Below are 19,301 nucleotides of genomic sequence, written 5' to 3'. Positions count from 1 at the left end.
CCCGTCGGAGGATACCGCTGCGAACCCGCACGTCATTGCGCTGCGGAACGCTGGCCTCCGCACGCGTCGGGCCGCGCAGCTGTCCCAGGTCGGTATCAAGGGAACTTCGCGGTGCTGCTGGCCGCAACATACGACACCAGCAACCCGTGAGGCGCTGGCACAACAGCGCGTCGGCACACCGGAATTCGGTGTGCCGACGCTGGTTTCGGTGATCAGCCGAGCAGGACGAGCGCGCCCGCGCCGAGGAAGATGCCCTGCACGATGGTGCGTAGCGGCAGCGGCATGGTCTTGATGCCGATATCCGCCCGTGCCGCACGGATATTCGCGGGGAACATCACGATCAGCAGCAGGATCAGGCCCACAGCGGCCAGTTTGGCGATGGGCGGGATCAAAAGCCCGATCGCGCCGCCGATTTCGAGCAAGCCGGTGAAGGTCACCCAGCCCGCCGGATTGGGCAGCCGCGGTGGCACCATGGCGATCAGTGCCCCGCGCTTCGGCTCGACGAAGTGCGCGCTCGAGGTGAGGGCGAACATCGCGGCCAGCCCGAGTGCGGCGGCGTGCGGCCAGGAGTCGAGCCAACCGAGGTTGCCGAGCCAGCCGATGAACCGAGCGAGTCCGGCGATGACGATGAGTACAACCAGCGGTGCCATCAGAGTCTCCTGTGGGTCGAGCACCAAATCTTGACAGTGACTAGATTAGGTCTGAGCGGGAAACTTGTCAATGGCTAGATTTTGGGCGACCATCGAGACATGGCGAAGGACAGCTATCACCACGGCGATCTGCGGGCCACCATCCTGGCCGCGGCCGCCGATCAGATCGCGACCGACGGTGTCGACGCGGTATCCCTGCGCGGGCTGGCCCGCCGGGCCGACGTCTCGCACGCGGCCCCCGCGCACCACTTCGGCGATCGGGCGGGGCTATTGACCGCACTCGCCATCGAAGGTTTCGACCTGCTCGCCGAGCAGCTGGCCGCGGCCGGACCGGAATTCCGCGAGGTCGCGGTCGCCTACACGCGCTTCGCCCGCGAACATCCCGGCCATTTCGATGTGATGTTCCGGCGCGAACTCCTGCACGCCGACGACGAGCGCCTGGTCGCCGCCCGCACGGCGGCAGGTGCGGCGCTGCGCTCCGGAGTCTCGGTCATGCAGCCCGACAACACCGTTGAGCAGCAACAAGCCACCCGTCTCGCCGCCTGGTCGCTGGTCCACGGCTTCGCAGCTCTGTGGCGCGAAGGGGCACTACAGGATTCGGCACTCGGTGACAGCTCCGATCCGGAAACCCTGGCCCGCCGGATGATCGCCACCGTCCACTTCGAATGACCACGGCCCGTTCGCCTTTGGCCGTAAATTCTCTGATATGGATATCCATGCCTACCCCACCGAGGCGAGCACCCCGGTGGATCTCGCCGAGGCACAACGCCTCGCCGATCACTACCTGGCCACCGATGACGGCATCAACAACCTGCTCACCGAATTCGACGCGGGGTTCACCGTCGTCGCCATCTTCCCGCCCCCACCGGGTATCGACCCACACAACCCCCCACTACCCCCGACCATCGGCGGTTCGGTCTGCGTCATCGACAAACCCACCGGCGCCATCTCCTACTGGCCCACCTACCCCGCCCCGGTGGTCGCCGAACAGTACACGCAGGCAATGCAATCCGGCAGACTGATTATCGAAGACAGTTGGCCGGAAGACGACTGAGGTGTACCCCGAGCCGGGTCAGGTATTGCACTTCTCCGAAGACCCGACGATCGAGCGCTTTGTCCCGCGGATCGCGGCGACAGCGCGGCACCCGAGGCATACGTGTGGGCCGTCGTCGCCAGGAATGCGCCGAGCTATTGGTTTCCCCGGCAGTGTCCACGGGCGATGGCCTGGACGAATGGCGATACCACCGATGCCGACCGCGAGCGAATTCTGGGACCGGGCGGCGGAAACCGGGTGCATGCGATCGAGTACGAGTGGCCGGATGCGCTGCGCACGGTGCAATTGTTCGTGTATCGCCTTGCCGCCGAACACTTTCGACCGCTCGGCCGCCCATCGCCGCACGCCTGGGTGGCCACAGTGCCGATCGCTCCGCTCGGGGCGCCCGAACCGGTCGGCGACCTGCTGTGCTGCACGAGCAGGCGGGAATCCAACTCCGGGTGCTGACCAACCTGGCGGGTGGGCTTGACGGTCCCCATGGACCGAGCAATCGTGTGTGAACCTTCAAGTATCGTTGATCGGCGGGTCCCCAAACCGAGATGTCACCCCGGCCAGTCGCACCGGCTCCGCACTCTGCAATCGGACCTCCTATGCGTTCAGGTAGGTGCGGATGCGTTCGCGGTCGTCGTCGGTTGCCGGAAGCTGAACCACCAGCAGCAGTTCCGGGTTCTCCACCAGGCGCATCTGATACAGCTCCAAGTCGATCGGGCCCGCCTCGGGATGGTCGAGGCCGATGACGGTCGGGCGGAAGTCCTGCACCTGGTACTCCGCCCACCAGGTTCGGAATTCTGTACTGGCAGCGGACAATTCGGCGACAACCAGGGAAAGGCGTTCATCGCCCGGCGCCCTGCCGACCACGGCGCGGAACTGGCTGAGAATGGCACGCGCCGCGGGCTCCCAGCGGCGCATCATGACCCGGTTGCGGGCATCGGTGAAAATCCACCACAGCAGGTTCCTGCGCTCCGGTGCGAGTTCGGCCGGGTCGGTGCGGATCCGGCTGAACGCGCTGTTCCAGACCACGAAATCCAGGCGGGCATCGTGGATCACCGCCAGCGTGGGATACAACGCATCCACCAGGCGTTGCAGGCGCGAGATCTCCCCTCCGGCTTGATAATTCACGGCGGGGTCGGCGAGCCCGGCGAGGCGCCGCAAATGCCTGTGCTGCACCGGATCCAAGCACAACGCCCGCGCGAGCGCGTCCATCACCTGCGGGCTCGCGGCGATCTTGCGGCCCTGTTCCAGCCAGGTGTACCAGGTGAGACTTACCCCGGCCAACTCAGCAACCTCTTCGCGGCGCAGACCCGGGGTGCGCCGCCGGCCCGGGACCAGATCCCCGGGCAGACCGACATCGGTAGGTCGCAACCGGGAGCGGTTCGCCTTGAGAAAGTCAGCGAGTTCGGCGCGATGGTTGTCGGTCATCGAGATCCCATCGTGGGTAGCGGCGTGCTGACATGGCCGCTAGGATTGCCTGCCCTCTGTGGGTAGCAGCATCGGTAACAGGACCGCGCCGCCGCCCGTCTCTAGCGTCGAGTGCAACAGGAGATCGAGAAACGATCACCCAGCACAAGGAGTTTGACATGACGGGCGACAAGGGACCGGTTCTCGTGATCGGTGCGACCGGACAGCAAGGCCGGGCGACAACTGCACGACTGCTCGAAAACGGTTGGGAAGTCCACGCATTCGTGCGTGATCTGGAGTCGCCTGCGGCCCAGGGGTTGCGCGAAAGCGGTGCCGATCTCATCGAAGGCGATCTGGACGACATCGCGTCGGTGCGGGCGGCCATGGACGGCGCCTACGGCGTCTTCCTGATGCTGACCATGATGACCGGCGCGCACATCACCGCCGAGGGCATCGCGGCCGAAGAGCGGCGGGGCAAGGCGGTGGGCGAGATCGCCGCGGAGTCCGGCATCGAGCATCTGGTGTACAGCTCGCTGAAGGGTGCGGGCGAGGATTCGGGTGTCGAGTACTACGCGGCCAAGCAGACGATCGAAGGGCACATCGAATCGCTGGGCCTTCCGGCCACAGTGTTGCGCCCGGTCTTCTTCATGGACAATTTCAACTCGTACAACCGTCCAGTGGTCGATGAAAACGGGCTCGTGCTGAATCTCGCTGTCCGAGCGGATATCCCGGTATCACTGATCTCGGTACACGATATCGGCGCCTTCGCCGCCATCGCCTTCGACCGGCCCGCGGACTACCTCGGCCGCACGGTCCCCATCGCAGGCGACCGGCTGACCCCACCGCAGATCGCCGAAACCTTCGGCCGCACAGCAGGAGTACCCGCTCGCAGCTTCCAGGTGCCGATCGAACAGGTCCGCGCATTCGACGAGCAAGTAGCGAAGATGTTCAGCTACTTCAACGAGCGCCCCGACGAACCACTGGATCTCGCGGCACTGCGCACGGAGCACCCGAACCTGATGGACCTGGCAACCTGGCTACGCGAAACAAACTGGAAGCCATGAAATCCACTGCGCGCCCCGCCCCCACGTTCCACTATCAGCCGAGAATGTATTAGGGGCGGCATACGTCGAGAGGACCTCTCCACCAGCGCATTCTCGTCCGATGTTTTCATGAACCGTTCTGCTGAATCAACCGGTCACGGTGGAGCGTTCGTGACCGGTCGATGAGGTTCGGTTGACCGCGCATCGTCCACTCGACGAACCCGTAGCAGGTCCCCCGGACACCGTCGGCGTCCACGCCGACGACGTGATTGGTCATCGCTTCCGCGTACGTTAGGAAGATCCGCTAACCGCGTCCCTGGTTGAGGCCCTTCCTGATGTCTGCATGAGTGAAATCGGCTGCACGCGTGGCGATCTCGAGGACACCTCGCAGCCAAGGAGTATAGGAGTCGGGTGCCGTCGAGATACGTCCGAGCAGCTCGGTGGGGTCGGCCCAGGCGCATTCGGAGACCTCGGCCGGGTTGGGGTGGGGCAGGTCACCGGATATGACGCCGACCAGCACGTGATCCCATTCGTGCTCCACCTGATTGCCGCGTGGGTCGGCGGCCCGATAGCGGTAGATGCCCGCCTCGGTCAACTCCGTGACGGTCAGGTTCAGCTCCTCCGTGAGCCGGATCGATGCCGCGGCGACCACATCCTGGCCGGGTGCGGGATGACCACAGCACGTGTTCGAAAAACGTTGCGGGAAGCGGGTTTTGACTGCCGCACGACGCTGCAGCAAGATCCGTCCGGACGCGTCGTACAGCAGTACCGAGAAGGCGCGGTGCAGCTGTCCGGGCGGGCGGTGTGCCTCGGCCACAGAACGTGCTCCGATTGCGCGGCCGTGCTCATCGACCAGTTCGACGAGCAGAGCCTCGCGGTCGGAGCGAATCTCGATGGTCATGATGATCGTGGCTCCATGGTCTTTCGCGATCCGCTCATCGTTGGCAGAACACCGCGGCAGCCGGAACGACGGCCGCCCAAGCGACGAGCGCGACCATGTATACGAACAGCTTCGCCTGCGATCGGACGAGCGGCATGGCGTCGTCCAGCGGCTTGCCCCAGGTACCGAGCTGGGTCCGGCCCAGGTAGGCGATAACGATCGACACGCCAACGGCATACACGAGCAATGTCCAGGTAAATCCCACCATGGCGACGACGGACCCGGCCACGAGTGCGGCGCCGGCGGTGACCCGCGTCATCGACTCGAACAGCGAGACGCGCAGACCGAGCGCCACCACCGAGGTCCGGAATCCGTGCTCGGTGTCTTCCGGGATGTCTTCGGCGGTGTTCGCGACGAAAACTCCGGTGGTCGTCAGCCCCAAGCCGAGAATGGCGATGAGCGCAGGTATTTCGATCGGCCGGTCGTACAGCCGGAGCACGACCACGCCGGGAAAAACCATGGTCATGATGTAGGTCCAGGGAATCTGCCAGAATCCGGCGGCCTTGAAATGCCAAGGTGGCAACGAATATTCGAGCAGCAACAGGGTGCCGACCGGAATGATCAGCAGCAGATCGAGATGCCCGGTCGCCACGGCGAGGTAGACGGCCCCGACGCCGATGCCCGCGGTGGTGAGGTAGATCTGCCAGGCTACGAATCGCACGCCGAGATCTCGAACCATGCGGGAGAACTTGGATTTGTATTCGACGTCCACCCAGCGATCGGCCAGGCAATTGGCGACGTGCAACAGTTGAATCGCGGCGGCCAGCATCACCGCGGCCACGATCATCGGCGCCGACCAGATCTCGGCTGCGGTGTGCGCGCTGAACAGGACATCGGCCACCATGACCGCACCGGACATCGGCGCGATTTCGGGGCGGGTCAGCCACAGTGCGTAGTTGATCTTCGTGCGCAGCGGCAGCGGGCGCCCCTCCTCGCCGGGGCCCGCGGTGAAGATGCGGCGCAATTGCGCACGCAACGAGGCTTCCCCGCCGCTGACTGTGGTGGACATCAGGTCTGCTCCTGCTGTGCATGTCGACGTGCGCGGGCGATACTGCGGCGGAAGAACGGACGGGACAGATCCTCCGGAAGATTGGCCCACCGCATGAAGAAGGTGGTCAGCGGATCCACCGTGATGTGATGGCGGCCCCGCGCCAGGCCACGTACCGCCGCTTCGCCGACCTTCTCGGCAGGCATCGGCTTGATCGAACCGGTAATGGCCTTGGTCTCGGCCGGTTTACGCAGGTTCTCCCTGGCGAGTCCGGGAGTGTCGGTGTCGGCCGGATACAGCACGGATACCGTCACCCCGGATGGCTCGACTTCGTAGCGCAGGCACAGCCCGAGCTGACGGACGCTCGCCTTGGTCGGCCCGTAGCTCGAATATCCGGGGATGCCGAGGAAGGCCGCCGTCGAGCTGGTCAGCAGGACACGCCCTTCGCCACGTTCGACCATGCCGGGCAGTACACATCGAATGGCGTTGACCGAGCCGAGATAGTTCGCATCGCTCTGGATGCCGAATTCATCGCTGTCGATATCGAGGAACAGTCCGGGCAGGGTGAGACCCGCGCAGCAGGCGATCACCGCGCAGTCTCCGTTGCGTTCCTCGAGTTCTTTTACGGCGACCGCGAGCCCCGTTCGGTCGGTCACATCGGCGGTGCGCCAGTCGGCACCGATCCGCTCGGCGGTGGCGCGCAGCGGCGCCTCCCGCCGGGCGATGACCGAGACGCGCGCGCCGCGCATGGCGAACGCGGCGGCCACGGCGGCTCCGATGCCATCGGAGCCGCCGGTGACGATCACATGCTTATCCGTCCAGCGCACAGTCATTTTCAGCTCCCACCGGGTACGGCGAGCTCACCGAGACGGTCGCGCCAGGCGTGATAACTGGTGGCGGTACCGTCCTCCGGTATGCCGACGAACGCCTTATCGATCAAGGCCGCGGCCTCGTCGATGGTGCGGCCGGTATAGGTCCGCACCGCGACCTCGGTGTGCGGGGTGGCGCTGTCGGCCTGCTGCCGGATCTTCGCGACCATGGTCGATCCCGCCGCCAACTGCCGATGGAACTGCGGCACCAGTGACCGAATCGCTTCCAGGTCGGCGACTTCCACACCACCGGCGAAGGTGGTCGCGATGCCGATGCCGTTCCACAGGTCGGCATGCCTGCTCGGGTCGAACTCCGCGATCCGCGCCGCGACACCCTCGACCGAGCCGCCGCCGATGAACCAGAGTGCGCGCCCGATGCCCTGATCAGCAGCCCGTTTCAATGGTGCGGTGTCCCCCATCCAGGATGGGTACCGCTGGTCGACGTGCTGGCGGTCGATGTATTTCTCGGTGCGGAAGAAAGCGTTGTAGAAGCCGTATCCGTCGATCGCGAGCCAGCGGTACACCGGATGCTTCGGAAAGACCTTCTTCCAAATCGGTTTCGGAATCTTGCCCATCGCAAGACCGACGCCGACATACATGGTCAGGTCGTGCTTGGCCGCGGGACCGGTGAACAGGTCCGCGGCGCGATGGCTGAACGGGGTGATCGAGTCGACGGCCGCGAGACCAGTTGCGGCGCCCTCGAATGCGAAGCCCTGGTACTGCTCGGGCAGCTGTTGGATCTGCTCGATCAACTCCGCATTGTTCTTACTGCATACGGCGACGTGGATGCTCGTGGACAGATGGGTGGCGACCCGCTCTAGTTCGGCGGCGGTCGCCGGGCTCGGCGTGGCGAAGCCGGGCCGTTTCAGCGGTTCCTGCTCGATATTCGTGCCGAGCAGAGTGGAGCGAAGTGGTCCGATCAGCGATGGCATATGACCTTCGATTCTGTTGCGGTGGTGTTGGTTTCAGCTATCAGGACCGCGCCGGTTCCTTCTCCGGTTCGACTTCCGCCGGATCGCCAGGCTCGACTGCCACCGGATCGTCCGACTCAACCGACACCGATTCGCCCGACTCGGCTACCACCGGCTCATCCAACTCAGCTACCACTGGCTCACCCGACTCAACCGCCACAGGATCGCCGGACTCAACCGCCACCGATTCGCCCGACTCGGCTACCACCGGCTCATCCGACTCGGCTACCACCGGCTCGCCCGACTCGGCTACCACCGGATCGTCGGACTCAACCGCCGCCAGCTCGCCCGACTCGGCCACCGCCGGATCGCCGGACTCAACCGCCGCCAGCTCGCCCGACTCGGCCACCGCCGGATCGCCGGACTCAACCGCCACCGGCTCGCCCGATTCAGCTACCACTGGCTCACCCGACTCAACCACCACCGGCTCGCTCGAATCAACCACCGCCGGATCGCCAGGCTCGACCACCGCCGGATCGCCGGACTCGACTGCCGCCAGCTCACCCGACTCAGCTATCACCAGCTCTCGGGACTCAACCGCCACAGGCTCATCCGATTCAGTTGCCACCGGCTCACTCGACTCAACCGCCGCCAGTTCATCCAACTCAGGTGCCGCCTCCTGGACGTCCACCGCGACGACGGTCGCGCGATTGGCAAGCCACTCCCGAATATTCCGACTCCACCAGAACATTCCGCGACTCGCGCAGACGATCACCAGCGCGAAGAACAAGCCGAACGAGACGTGCATGGCCATCAGCACGCCGTACATCAGACCGACCGAGGCGCCGAAGATGATCTGATCGCGCTTGGCGAACGGTGTCGTCGCCGGGTCGGTGATCATGTAGTTGGTGTAGAGCACGAAGGCGATACCGGTCATCGGCAGCAGCGCCGCGATAATCGAGATATTGCTGTCCAGCAGGCCGCGCACCACCGCCTGCAGCACATACGCACCGAGCCAGGCCATGATCAGCGGTGTCTTCTTGGTCAGCTTGGCGTTGAGCATGGTGCCCGCGCCGAGCAGACCGAGCACGATCAGCGCGTCGGCCGGACCCGAGACGTTCTCGACGAAGTGGTACGGACCGACAACGGCGATCGTCGGGAAGACCAGCAGCGCGACCACGATCCCGAAGTTCGACGGGTTCATGAAGTGCTTGACCTTGCCGTTGACCTTGGCCCGCAGCACCCACTTCGTGCCGACCGCGACCGTGATGCCGAACATGATCGGCAGGAACTGGTCTGCCGCGTACATCAGGAAGTTGAAGGCCACACCGGTGATGTGCGCGGGCAGCAGGAACACGATCAGCCCGCGAAGTCCGTTGCCCCGGTAGCCCGCCGGGCGGCGATAGGCCCACGCCGCCAGCGTTTCCAGGATCATCTCCACCACGTACGCGGTACCCGCACTGAGGAACGGCCACAGCCACGGCTGCTCGAATCCGAGCCACAGGAAGCCCAGGATATTGAAGATCGTCAGCGAGGCCGCGAAGTTGCGCAGTGCGAGATAGCGCGGATCACGTCCTTCGATATTGACGCCCAACCACTTGCGCCGCCAGGCCTGCGCCGGTGTCGGCTCGGGCTCGGGCGCGGAGCCGTTGGTGCTTTCGACGACGGCTGTTCCGTTCGAATGTATGCCGTTTCCTTGAACACTCACTGGTGCACCTCCCGGGCATCGGAGTCGAGAACGAGGGTGTGTTGCCCCGGTCGCAGTTGCAGCTGCTGGGTGTGCACGGCGCCATGGTTATCGCGCCACGCGAGTTGTACAGACAGCGCGGTAGTGGGATCGATATCGCCGAGTCCGACGTGGATATCGGTGGACCGTTTACCCGCGTGCCCACTGCCGCCGTCGACCTGTGCCACATGGGTTTTGCCGTCCGGCATCGTCACGGTGACTTCGGCGCCGAGGGCCGCAGACCCGAGCACCGGCTTGCCTGCGACCGTTGTCTCGCCGGCGGCAGCGGTGGTCGGTGGGGTCAACAGTCGCAGGCCGAGGTACTGCCCGGGATGCGGAGCGTCGTTGCGGTAGAAGACCGGCGCTTCCCACTGCCTGGCGACCGCGAAGCTGAGGTTGCCGGTTCCGGTCGAGTCACCGACCGCGATGCCGCGGGTGGGTGTCGCCGCGAAGGTGTCCAGGGCGGGCGAGATATTGGTGAACTTGCCGCTGTCGTCCTGGGCGAAGAAACCGATCCGGTTATTGCCCGCCAGGTCCGATTCCTCGGTGAATTTCGGCCAAGCCCACGGGTACTTGCTGAAGTCGTCGTTCATCGTGGCCATTTCCTGCACCTGCGGCCAACGCGTGCTCGAACCCTTGAACATGCCGTTGGTCTGCACGATCTGTGGTCGGCCGCTGTTGTCGAAGTCGGCGACCTTGGTATCCCAGCACCAGCCGTCCCAGGCGATGCCCTTCTCCACGGCCCGGTTCTTGAACGGGGCGATCCCCGACTCCAGTTGCGCCGCAGCTTGTTTCGGATCGGCTGCGGTGTTGTAGAAGGCGAGGTTGGCTTCGACGATGCCCCAGCGCTGCGCGATATTGCTGACGAACAGATCGGGCATGCCGTCGCCGTCGAGATCGGCGAAGTCCGCGCCCATGCCCTTGAACGAATCATGGCCGAGCACAAAGGACTTCGGGTCCGTCGGGCCGCGTTCACCTTCGGCCGCGCCGAAGCTGATGTGTCCCGGCGCCGACTTGTTCACGAACAGGCGATCCGGGCCCATATCGTTGGCGACATACAGCTCGGGTAGTTGATCGCCGGTGAGGTCCTGGGTGGCCGATGCCAGCGTCCAGCCGTTCGCCTTTCCCTCCGGGAGCGCATCGACCACCTCGCGGTACACCGCGGTCGGCTCGGCACCGCCGGTGCCCTGCTGGAAGGTGAGGATTCGGTCGGTCCCGGCATTGGTCGCTTTGGAGAACGATTCGTTGAGGGTCAAGCTGTGCTGACCGTCCGGACCGATGAAATCGCTGTCCGGGAAATAGTTTCCGAGGTAGACATCAGGGTTGCCGTCACCGTCGAAGTCGGCGACGGAGGCGGCCAGGGTGAACCAGCGCGCGCCCTGATAGCTGCCGTCCTTGGTGGCAGGCGGTTCCACCATTTCCACCGGCCGGAATGCCTTGTTGTCCAGATGCTTGGCACCCGCGCGCGGCAGGTACAGGATCGGGGTACGGCCGCCGTAATACACCATCAGACCGATGCGCCCGGAGTGGTCGAAATCGCCTGGGACACAGCCGGTCGGGGCCATCCGGTCGTCGGTCGGCAGCGGGGCCGGATCGAGTACGAACGGCGCGTAGCGGCTGGTGTCGCTGTCCGGCGTCGGCGTCACGATCACCGTGTCGGATCGGGAATCGACCAGGCACAGATCATCGGCACGGCCGTTGCCGTCGATATCGTTGATGGCCGCCGCGGAGTTGACCGAGGACATCCAGGCGACGACATGCTCGTACCGTGGCTCGATATGCCGGATCTTGCGCTCGGGCAGCCCCGGCGGCAGCGCGATCGGCATCTCGGTGAAATGGAACCGGCTCGCCAGCGGACTGTTCGGATCGGTCTCGACCGGGGCGATCATGGCCGAGTGGGCCGGTACGAACAGCACCGCCATCAGCGTCACCGATGCCAATGGCACCAACGCTTTTCGCAACAGAGAAGAACTGGCCGGCAATTTCACGAGTGGTGACTCTCTTCCGTGGTGAGACCGTCGAACACCGACCGCAGGGTGTCCAACGCATGGTCGAGCTGCGCCTCGGTATGACGGCAGTTGATGAAGAACCGCAATCGCGCCTCGCCCTCGGGGACCACCGGATGTCCGATGGCATTGGCCATCACATTGCGCTCCAGCAGTTCCATCGAGGCACGCACCGCGGGTTCGTTCGCGCCGGTGATGATCGGAGTGATCGGTGTGGCCTGGCCGTTGCCGGTGTCGAAGCCGAGATCGCGGGCCCGGCGATGGAAGTACTCGGCGTTGTGCCGCAGTGCCGCGACGCGTTGCGGCTCGTCGTGCAGCACGGCCAGACCCTCCAGTGCCGCCGCCACCGCGGACGGCGCGGGTGAGGCCGTGTACATGCTCAGACCAGCGGCGGAGTACTTGAACCCTTCGACGAGTTCGCGATTGGCCGCCAGGTAGCCGCCGACGCTGCCGAGCGCCTTCGACAGTGTGCCCATCCAGACATCGACAGCATCGCCGGGCAGGTCGAACAGCTCGCGCGCACCGAGCCCGCGCTCGCCGAGGACACCGAACGAATGCGCCTCGTCGATCATGATCGAGCAGTCGTATTTCCTTGCCACCTCGATGATTTCGGGCAGCCGGACCACATCACCGTCCATGCTGTACACACCTTCGATCAGCACGAGGGCCCGATCGAAGCTGCGCCGCGACATCGCCAGGATCGCGTCCAGCGATTCGGGATCGTTGTGCCGGAAGGTGACTCGTTTGCAGCCCGCCCATTCGGTACCGGAGACGATGCTGTTGTGGATCAGTGAGTCGCAGACCGCGATATCGCGCTTTCCGAGCAGGAAGGCGACGGCCGCCGCATTGGTGAGGAAGCCACTGGCCGTCACGATGGCGGCCTCGGTGTCGTAGATCCGCGCGAGCTCGCGTTCCAGCTCGCCGTAGAGCGGTAGCTCCCCCGCAACCATCCGGACCGCGGCCGCGGATGTCCCGTAGCGGCCGATCGCGGCAATGGCGGCGGCATGCACGCGCGGCTCGGCGGCCAAGTCCAGATAGCCGAAACTGCTGAAGTTCAGCATGTCCCGGTCCGCGAAGCTGGTCACCGCCCCGCTGATGCCGTCGTGCGGCAGATAGTAGGGATTGAGCACACCGGCCTCGCGCGTCCAGGCGTCGAAGGCGGCGAACTTCTCGTTGGCCTCGAGCACACCCGGATGATCGCGGAAGGAGGTCTGCGGGCTCGGGCCGCGAGCGGTCCGCACATCGGCAGCACCGCGTTCGGGTCCCGGCGCCGTCGCCGTGCCGGCACGATTTGTACCGGCACCATTGCCCGCATCGTGCTTGGCCATCAGGGCACGGGCGAGCGCACGGGGATCGATGCTCTCAGTTGTCATGCAGTAGTCCTCACGCTGCTGTCGTTTCGGTACTTGCTTCTTCGTGCGCGATCTGAGCGGCGATCTTGACGCCGAGGCCCGCCAGCGAGAGTCCGGCCCCGATCGAGAGGACCGACATCTTGACGCCGAGGCTTTTCACGACGCGTGCACCGAATTCCATGGCCATCAGCGAATCCAGCCCCAATTCCATGGTCGGAGTCGCCAGATCCACGGTGTCCGCATCGACGCCGAGGACGACCGCGAGTTGTTCGGCGAGCAGGCAGGCGACCACCTCGCCGCGGAATTCCGGTTCCAGCGCCAAAATTTCGGCACGTAGCGCGCTCGTTCCCGCCGCGCCGCCGCCCGCGGCGGTGACCAGTTCGACGAACCGCGGCGCGCGCGCCGACGAGCGGTGCGCGAGTGCCCACTGCGCCCAGTCGATGTCGAGCAGGGCGAGCTGGGTGAGGTCGAAACGCAGACATTCGCGTAGTAGCAGGGTCGCGAAATCCATATCCAGCGAGCCGTATCCGGTCATCTCGGCGTAGCGGGATACCGCCCGGGAGTCGGCCATACCGCCGTCGCCGCGCATGAACCCCCAGTCCACCGACAGTGCGGGCTTGCCCTGTGCGCGCCGGGTCCAGGCGAGTGCGTCGAGCGCGGAATTGGCTGACGCATAACCCAATTGGGGCGAAAGCCCGGCAATACCGCTGGCCGAGGAGTACAACACGAACAGGTCGAGCTCGACGCCCGCAGCGGTGGTGGCCCGATCGAGATTGGTCGCGCCGATCACTTTCGGATCGAAGATCTCGCGCAGCGATTCCGCGGTGACCTCCGGAATCTCGGTGTTGTTGACAACGCCCGCGGCATGGATGACACCGCGCAGCGGCGCACCGCCGACCTGGATGCGCGCGACGAGATCGGCGACCGCGTCGTAGTCGGCGATATCGACGCGCTCCTCGCGCACGTCGACACCCTCGTTCCCGAACCGCGCCAACTGTTCTCGCGCGGCATCGGTGGACGCGCCACTGCGACCGACGAGCACCAGGTGACGCACGCCGGCACGCACCAGCTGACGTGCGGTGGCCAGACCGAACGCCCCGAAGCCGCCGGTCACCAGATAGCTTGCGGCGGGGTCGAATTCGAATTCGCCCGGGATATGACGTACCGCCGGATGTTCTTCGCGCAGATCGAGCACCACCCGGCCGATCTGGGCGGAGCGCGCAACCGTTTCGAATGCCGAGGTCAGCTGGTCGAGTGCGAACGGTGTGTTCGGCAATGCGGCGTACTCGCCGTGGAACATCGCGTCCACCACGCGCCGCGCCGCCCGGCGCACCTGCGCGGGTCGCCGAGCCAGGATGCGGTCGATATCGACGGCGAAGAATGCCAGATTCCGGTCGAAGGGGCGCAGGTCGATGGTGCCCGAGCCGTAGATATCGGCCTTGCCGATATCTACGATGCGGCCGAATTCGCCCGCGACCCGGAAGTTCTGCTGCAGGATCTCGCCGGGCGCGGAACTGTAGACGACATCGACGCCCGCACCGTCGGTCAAGCGCAGCACCTCGTCGACGAAGCCGATCGACCGGGAACCGAGCACCTCGTGCGCGCCGAGCGCCCGCACCCGGGCGCGCCGCTCCTCGGTACCGGCGGTGGCGATCACCCGCGCCCCCATGCGCAGCGCGACTTGGACGGCGGCCATGCCCATACCGCCCGCCGCGCCGTGGATCAGCACCGTTTCGCCCGGCCGCACCCGCGCCAGTTCGCCGAGCCCGATTTCGGCGGTGAACAGCGGCATTACCGAGGTGCAGTGCAGCGGATCGAAGGTGCCGGGCGGGAAGATGTCCATCCGAGTGGTCGCGCCGGTGTCCGGCCGGATCGTCACGTAGCGCTGCACGATTCCCGGTGCCACGACCGAAATCTCGTCTCCCGGCGCGATATCGGAGATATTGCTGCCGACCCGTGTCACGACGCCATAACCGTCCATGCCGATCTCGGTGCCGAAGAATGTTCCGTCCAGCTCCTTTTCGGTGAGCACACCCAGCACCTTGAGGGTGTCCTTGTAGTTCAGGCCGACCGCCTGCATCCGAATCTCGACCTCGTCGGGTCCCGGCGCAACCCGATCGCAGGTGCGCAGTGCGAGTTCCGGCAGCAGTCGCGAGCGTGGGATATCGAGCCGGAAGGACTGTTCTGGATCGGTGAGCGGCCGCGGCACATCCCATCCGGCCAGCCGGTCGGTGAGGGTCTGTCGCCAACGGATCGTCCAGCGCGCGCCCGCACGCAGCGCCACCTCGTCGATGGCGGTGTCGGTGTAGATCTGCTCGAGGATGTCGGCCGCCGCGGACGCGGGTTCGGTATCCACCAGTCGCCACTGTCCGGCCGGAAGTTCGTTGAGCAGTTCGCGACGCGCCCCGGTCAGTACCGAATGCTCGAGCCGGGCGAACCGGTCGATCGGCAGGCACAACGCATGTTCGGTGACCACGACGGCGTGGACCACGAGGGGCAGCTCGTCGGACAGCAGGGCCTTGATCGCCTGGGCGACCTGTGCGAGCCCGTACACATTGCGCATGCCGTCGAGTTCGGACCCGGCGACGACAACGAGCCGCAGGCGCTCGACCTCGGGCCGGGAATGCGCGGTACGCAGCAGATCGAGCAACTGTACGCTGTCCGAGGCATGCTCACCCACCGTCACCACCTCGGCCCGGATCCGCACATTGGCGATTTCCTTGGCCCGCTGGGAGATTTCCGCACCGAGGTTGACGACGAGCAGGAACTCCTCATCACCGGGCAGATCTTGCACCGTCGGTTCGGCGGAGTCCGTCACGATCTCCCACACCGGCTCGTAGAACAGCCCGTCGAGCTGTTCGGAGAGAGCCGACTGCGGTGTGAGAGCGCGGAACTGCACCCCCGACATCGTTAGTGCGACTTCGCCGCTCGCGGACGCGATGCGGATATCGGCGCGCAGCGGATTGCCGGGTACGCGGGTGAGAACCACGACTGGATCGACCGGAATCGGTCCGGTCCAACGGATCCCAGCAATCGCGGCAGGCACGACCACCTCGGCATCCGTTCCGGAATTCCGCTGTGTCGCAGCCGTTCTCGCGTACAGCGCGGCGAAGCACTGTAGGGCTGAATCGACAATCGCGGGGTGGGCGAGATGCCGCTGCCCGATCGTTGCGGACGAATCGAGCTGTGCGACAACCCTATCCGTACCGACCCAGACCCGGCTCAGCAGCCGGAAGGCCGGGCCGTAGCGGAGTCCGCGCTCGGCTATGCTCTCGTACAGCTCCTCGACCGCGACCTCCACCGAATCCGCCGGCGGCGCGATGGCGACGGTCGTAGCGTCGGTGTCCGCCTCGATGAGACGGCCGTGCGCGTTGAGCGTCCATCCGCCACCACCTGCGGGCCGGGACTGGATCGTGAACCGGCGGGTGCTCTCTTCCACGCCGATCCGCACTACCGGCACATCGTGCTCGTCTACGACCAGCGGGCTGATGAATTCGACGGATTCGAGCCCGAACGAATCCCGGCCGGTGCGTAGCGCGATGGCGCTCATGGCGGCGTCCAGGTAGGCCGCTCCCGGCAGCACCACGGCACCGGCCACGACGTGGTCGCGCAGCCATGGCAGGTTCGAAACCGACAGTTGGACTTCCCATTCCGTGGCCACCGAGGCAGTGCGATCGCCGAGCATGGCGAATCCGTTCGGGGTGCCGATCCGATCCAGCTCCGTTTCCGGCTCCTGGGTCCACACGAACCGGCGCTGCCACGGATAGTGCGGCAGGTCGACGTGCCCGGCACCCGGATCGATCGCGCTGGGCAGGCGGTCACCGTCCAACGAACCCGCCCGGTACAACTCGCCTATCGCGGTCAGTATGTTCTCGGTGTCATCTCCGCCACGGGTCAGCGTGTTGATGGCGGCACCGGTAATGCCTTGCTGCACAAGGATTTCTCGAATACTTCCGCTCAGCACAGGGTGCGGGCCGACTTCCAGGAAGACCCGGTGTCCGGCATCGAGCAGCTCGCCGATCGCGTCCGCGAACCGGACCTGGTCGCGAACATTGCGGGCCCAGTATTCCGGACCCCAATCCTGTTGCTTCGCTTGCGTACCGGTGACCGTCGAGTAGGCGGGAACGGTGGTATCCGCCGGTGCGAGCGTCGCCAGTGCGGTGCGCAGATCATCGAGGATCGGGTCCATCAGATGGCTGTGGTAGGGGACTTCGACACGTAGCGCCTTGGCGAAAATGCCATCGGCAGTGAGATGTTCGCCGAGATCCACCAGTACCTGACTGTCCCCGGCCAAGGTGACCGCCGACGGGCTGTTCACGGCGGCGATACACACGCCGTCGAGGTCTGTCAGCAGTTCGCGCGCCTCGGCCTCGGTCAGCCCGACCGCCAACATGCCGCCGGTCCCCGCAGTGGTGGCCTGCAGGCGGGAGCGGTGATAACTGACCGTGACGGCCTCGGTCAGCGACAGCGCACCAGACACATAGGCCGCGGTTACCTCGCCGACGCTGTGACCCACCGTGACGGCCGGTCTAATGCCGAACTCGGCGAGATCTGCCGTCAGCGCGGCCTGGAGCAGGAAGTTCGCCGGTTGTGCGATCTCGGTGCGCGAGATCCGGGAGTCCGCCTCGTCGCGGCCCATCTCCTCGAGGATCGACCAGCCCGCGAGTTCGGTGAATTCCCTATCGATTTCGCGCGCCAGTTCGGCTGCCGGGCCTTCGCCCGCGAGCAGGCCGCGGCCCATGGCCCACCACTGCGGCCCCATACCGCTGAAGACGAATACCGGATCGGTGTGGCCCTCCGCGATGGCTCGAGCGGGCGGCTGACCACCGCCAGCGGCGAATTCCGCCAGCTGGGAACGCAATTCGCCGGAATCGCCGTAGCGGAGGGCGGTTCGCAACGGGTGATGCGCGCGGCGCACCCAGGCTGCCTCGGTCAGGGTGTCGAGCGGTTCGGTGTCGGCCGCCGCCAACAGCCCTGCGGCGAGTGCGCGCAACGCCGGTTCGCTGCGCGCCGACAGCGGCAGGATCGACAGCCGCATTGCCTTTGTGTCGGAACGGGTTTCGACGGTAGTTGGCGCGCGGCCGATGAGCGCATGCGCGTTGGTGCCGCCGTAGCCGAAGCTGTTGACCGCCACCAGCGGCCGGACCAGCGGTTCGGTCGCCATCGGCACCCGAAGCCGCAGTTCGTCGAACGGGATCTCGGGATTGAGCTGGTCCAGCCGGGCCTGCGGCGCGATCGTCCGATGGTGAACGGTCAACGCGGCCTTGATGACTCCGGCGACGCCCGCTGCCGCCTCGGTGTGGCCGATATTGTTCTTGACCGACCCGACCGGCAGCGGCTCGGTTCGGCCGTCGATCGCGCCGTACACCCTGCCGAGGGCCGTCATCTCCGCCGGATCGCCGACCGGTGTCCCGGTGCCGTGCGCCTCGACGTAGCCGATCTCATGCGGTGCGATGCCCGCGCTGGTGTGCACGCGCCGGGCAAGTTCTTCCTGCGCAACGGGATTCGGGACCGGAATGGCCAAGGTGCGGCCGTCCTGGTTCACGCCGCTACCGCGCACCACCGCATAGATGCGGTCACCGTCGCGTACCGCGGCCTCGAGCGGCTTGAGGATCACCACACCCGCGCCCTCGCCGCGGCCGTAGCCGTCGGCGGCGGCGTCGAACGATTTGCAGCGACCGTCGACGGACAGGAATCGGCCCTTGCACATGGAGATAAAGGTTTCCGGCTGCAGCATGGCATTGGCGCCGCCGACGATGGCGGAGCTGCATTCGCCGAGCGCCAGTGAGCGGACGGCCTGATGCAGTGCCACCAGCGACGACGAGCAGGCGGTGTCGATGGTCATGGTCGGGCCGTGCAGGTCGAGCAGGAAGGCGATGCGCGCCGAGAGCAGGGTGTGCGACGAGCTCGTCGGGGTGTGGCTGTTGATCGCGGAGCGGACCACGTTGCGGCCCACCGCATTGTCGTTCATGAAACCGCCGACGAAGACGCCGATATCGCGGCCCGCGATCCGTCCGGCCATTCCGCTATCGTCGAGCGCCTCCCACGCGACCTCGAGCAGCAACCGCTGCTGCGGGTCCATGATCGAGGCCTCGCGCTGGGAGATGCCGAAGAAGTCGGCGTCGAACTCCCACAGCGACTGGGTCAGGAATCCGCCACTGCGGGTGTACATCCGGCCGGGCGCGTCCGGATCCGGATCGTAGAATTTGTCGAGGCTCCAGCGATCCGGCGGTACCTCGACGATGCCGTCGCCCTTGCGGATCAGGAAATCCCAAAAGGCGCCCGGTCCGTCGATTCCACCCGGAAATCGACAGCCGATACCGACGATTGCTGCATCGGACATTGCGCAGTCCTCGATTTCTAC

Annotated in this window: 14 protein-coding genes; 4 read left to right on the top strand and 10 right to left on the bottom strand. The window is 65.9% G+C overall.

The window, feature by feature from the left end; all coding sequences use genetic code 11:
- Positions 1–212: 212 nt before the first annotated feature.
- Entirely contained in the window at positions 213–650 is a 438-nt protein-coding gene (locus tag ACZ60G_RS13460) for a DoxX family protein (protein WP_465810178.1), read from the bottom strand.
- A 99-nt stretch (positions 651–749) separates the two neighbouring features.
- Here ACZ60G_RS13460 and ACZ60G_RS13455 point away from each other — a divergent pair, with 99 nt between their 5' ends.
- The 3 genes from ACZ60G_RS13455 (at position 750) to ACZ60G_RS13445 (ending at position 2,151) form a co-directional block, all read left to right on the top strand.
- Positions 750–1,319, top strand: coding sequence for a TetR/AcrR family transcriptional regulator (locus ACZ60G_RS13455; RefSeq protein ID WP_465810176.1), 570 nt, complete (start codon positions 750–752; stop codon positions 1,317–1,319).
- Positions 1,320–1,356: 37 nt separating this feature from the next.
- On the top strand, positions 1,357–1,704 hold the full coding sequence (locus ACZ60G_RS13450) for a hypothetical protein (protein WP_465810174.1): 348 nt from the start codon (positions 1,357–1,359) through the stop codon (positions 1,702–1,704).
- A 102-nt stretch (positions 1,705–1,806) separates the two neighbouring features.
- Positions 1,807–2,151 carry a DUF6886 family protein gene (locus tag ACZ60G_RS13445; RefSeq protein ID WP_465810172.1) on the top strand — a complete coding sequence of 115 codons (345 nt, stop codon included), beginning with the start codon at positions 1,807–1,809 and terminating at the stop codon, positions 2,149–2,151.
- A gap of 141 nt (positions 2,152–2,292) precedes the next feature.
- Here ACZ60G_RS13445 and ACZ60G_RS13440 read toward each other — a convergent pair whose 3' ends face one another.
- The gene (locus ACZ60G_RS13440; RefSeq protein ID WP_465810170.1) at positions 2,293–3,123 is read right to left on the bottom strand and encodes a helix-turn-helix transcriptional regulator; all 831 of its coding nucleotides are present in this window, start codon (positions 3,121–3,123) and stop codon (positions 2,293–2,295) included.
- A 158-nt stretch (positions 3,124–3,281) separates the two neighbouring features.
- Here ACZ60G_RS13440 and ACZ60G_RS13435 point away from each other — a divergent pair, with 158 nt between their 5' ends.
- Positions 3,282–4,166, top strand: a complete 885-nt coding sequence (locus tag ACZ60G_RS13435; protein ID WP_465810168.1) for an NmrA/HSCARG family protein — start codon at positions 3,282–3,284, stop codon at positions 4,164–4,166.
- Positions 4,167–4,449: 283 nt separating this feature from the next.
- Here ACZ60G_RS13435 and idi read toward each other — a convergent pair whose 3' ends face one another.
- Genes idi through ACZ60G_RS13395 form a run of 8 tightly spaced genes read right to left on the bottom strand, consistent with a single transcriptional unit; the run spans position 4,450 to position 19,280 of the window.
- A complete protein-coding gene (gene idi / locus ACZ60G_RS13430) occupies positions 4,450–5,046 on the bottom strand; it encodes an isopentenyl-diphosphate Delta-isomerase (RefSeq protein ID WP_465810166.1) in 597 nt (198 codons plus the stop codon).
- Positions 5,047–5,080: 34 nt separating this feature from the next.
- Entirely contained in the window at positions 5,081–6,094 is a 1,014-nt protein-coding gene (locus ACZ60G_RS13425) for a UbiA prenyltransferase family protein (protein WP_465810164.1), read from the bottom strand.
- Positions 6,094–6,906, bottom strand: a complete 813-nt coding sequence (locus ACZ60G_RS13420; protein ID WP_465810162.1) for an SDR family oxidoreductase — start codon at positions 6,904–6,906, stop codon at positions 6,094–6,096. The genes ACZ60G_RS13425 and ACZ60G_RS13420 overlap by 1 nt, the downstream gene beginning before the upstream one ends.
- Before the next feature lie 2 nt (positions 6,907–6,908).
- The gene (locus ACZ60G_RS13415) at positions 6,909–7,874 is read right to left on the bottom strand and encodes a DUF1702 family protein (RefSeq protein ID WP_465810160.1); all 966 of its coding nucleotides are present in this window, start codon (positions 7,872–7,874) and stop codon (positions 6,909–6,911) included.
- Between the two features lie 40 nt (positions 7,875–7,914).
- On the bottom strand, positions 7,915–9,561 hold the full coding sequence (locus ACZ60G_RS13410) for a hypothetical protein (RefSeq protein ID WP_465810158.1): 1,647 nt from the start codon (positions 9,559–9,561) through the stop codon (positions 7,915–7,917).
- A complete protein-coding gene (locus ACZ60G_RS13405) occupies positions 9,558–11,525 on the bottom strand; it encodes a CRTAC1 family protein (RefSeq protein ID WP_465810156.1) in 1,968 nt (655 codons plus the stop codon). The genes ACZ60G_RS13410 and ACZ60G_RS13405 overlap by 4 nt, the downstream gene beginning before the upstream one ends.
- A gap of 38 nt (positions 11,526–11,563) precedes the next feature.
- Positions 11,564–12,958: an aminotransferase class I/II-fold pyridoxal phosphate-dependent enzyme gene (locus tag ACZ60G_RS13400; protein WP_465810154.1), complete on the bottom strand. Its 1,395-nt coding sequence runs from the start codon at positions 12,956–12,958 to the stop codon at positions 11,564–11,566.
- Between the two features lie 10 nt (positions 12,959–12,968).
- Positions 12,969–19,280 carry a type I polyketide synthase gene (locus tag ACZ60G_RS13395; protein WP_465810152.1) on the bottom strand — a complete coding sequence of 2,104 codons (6,312 nt, stop codon included), beginning with the start codon at positions 19,278–19,280 and terminating at the stop codon, positions 12,969–12,971.
- Positions 19,281–19,301: the final 21 nt, after the last annotated feature.

The sequence above is a fragment of the Nocardia sp. NPDC102475 genome (assembly GCF_055584605.1).
The sequence above is the reverse complement of the archived record's forward strand: the minus strand, read 5'-3'. Positions and strand labels throughout refer to the sequence as shown.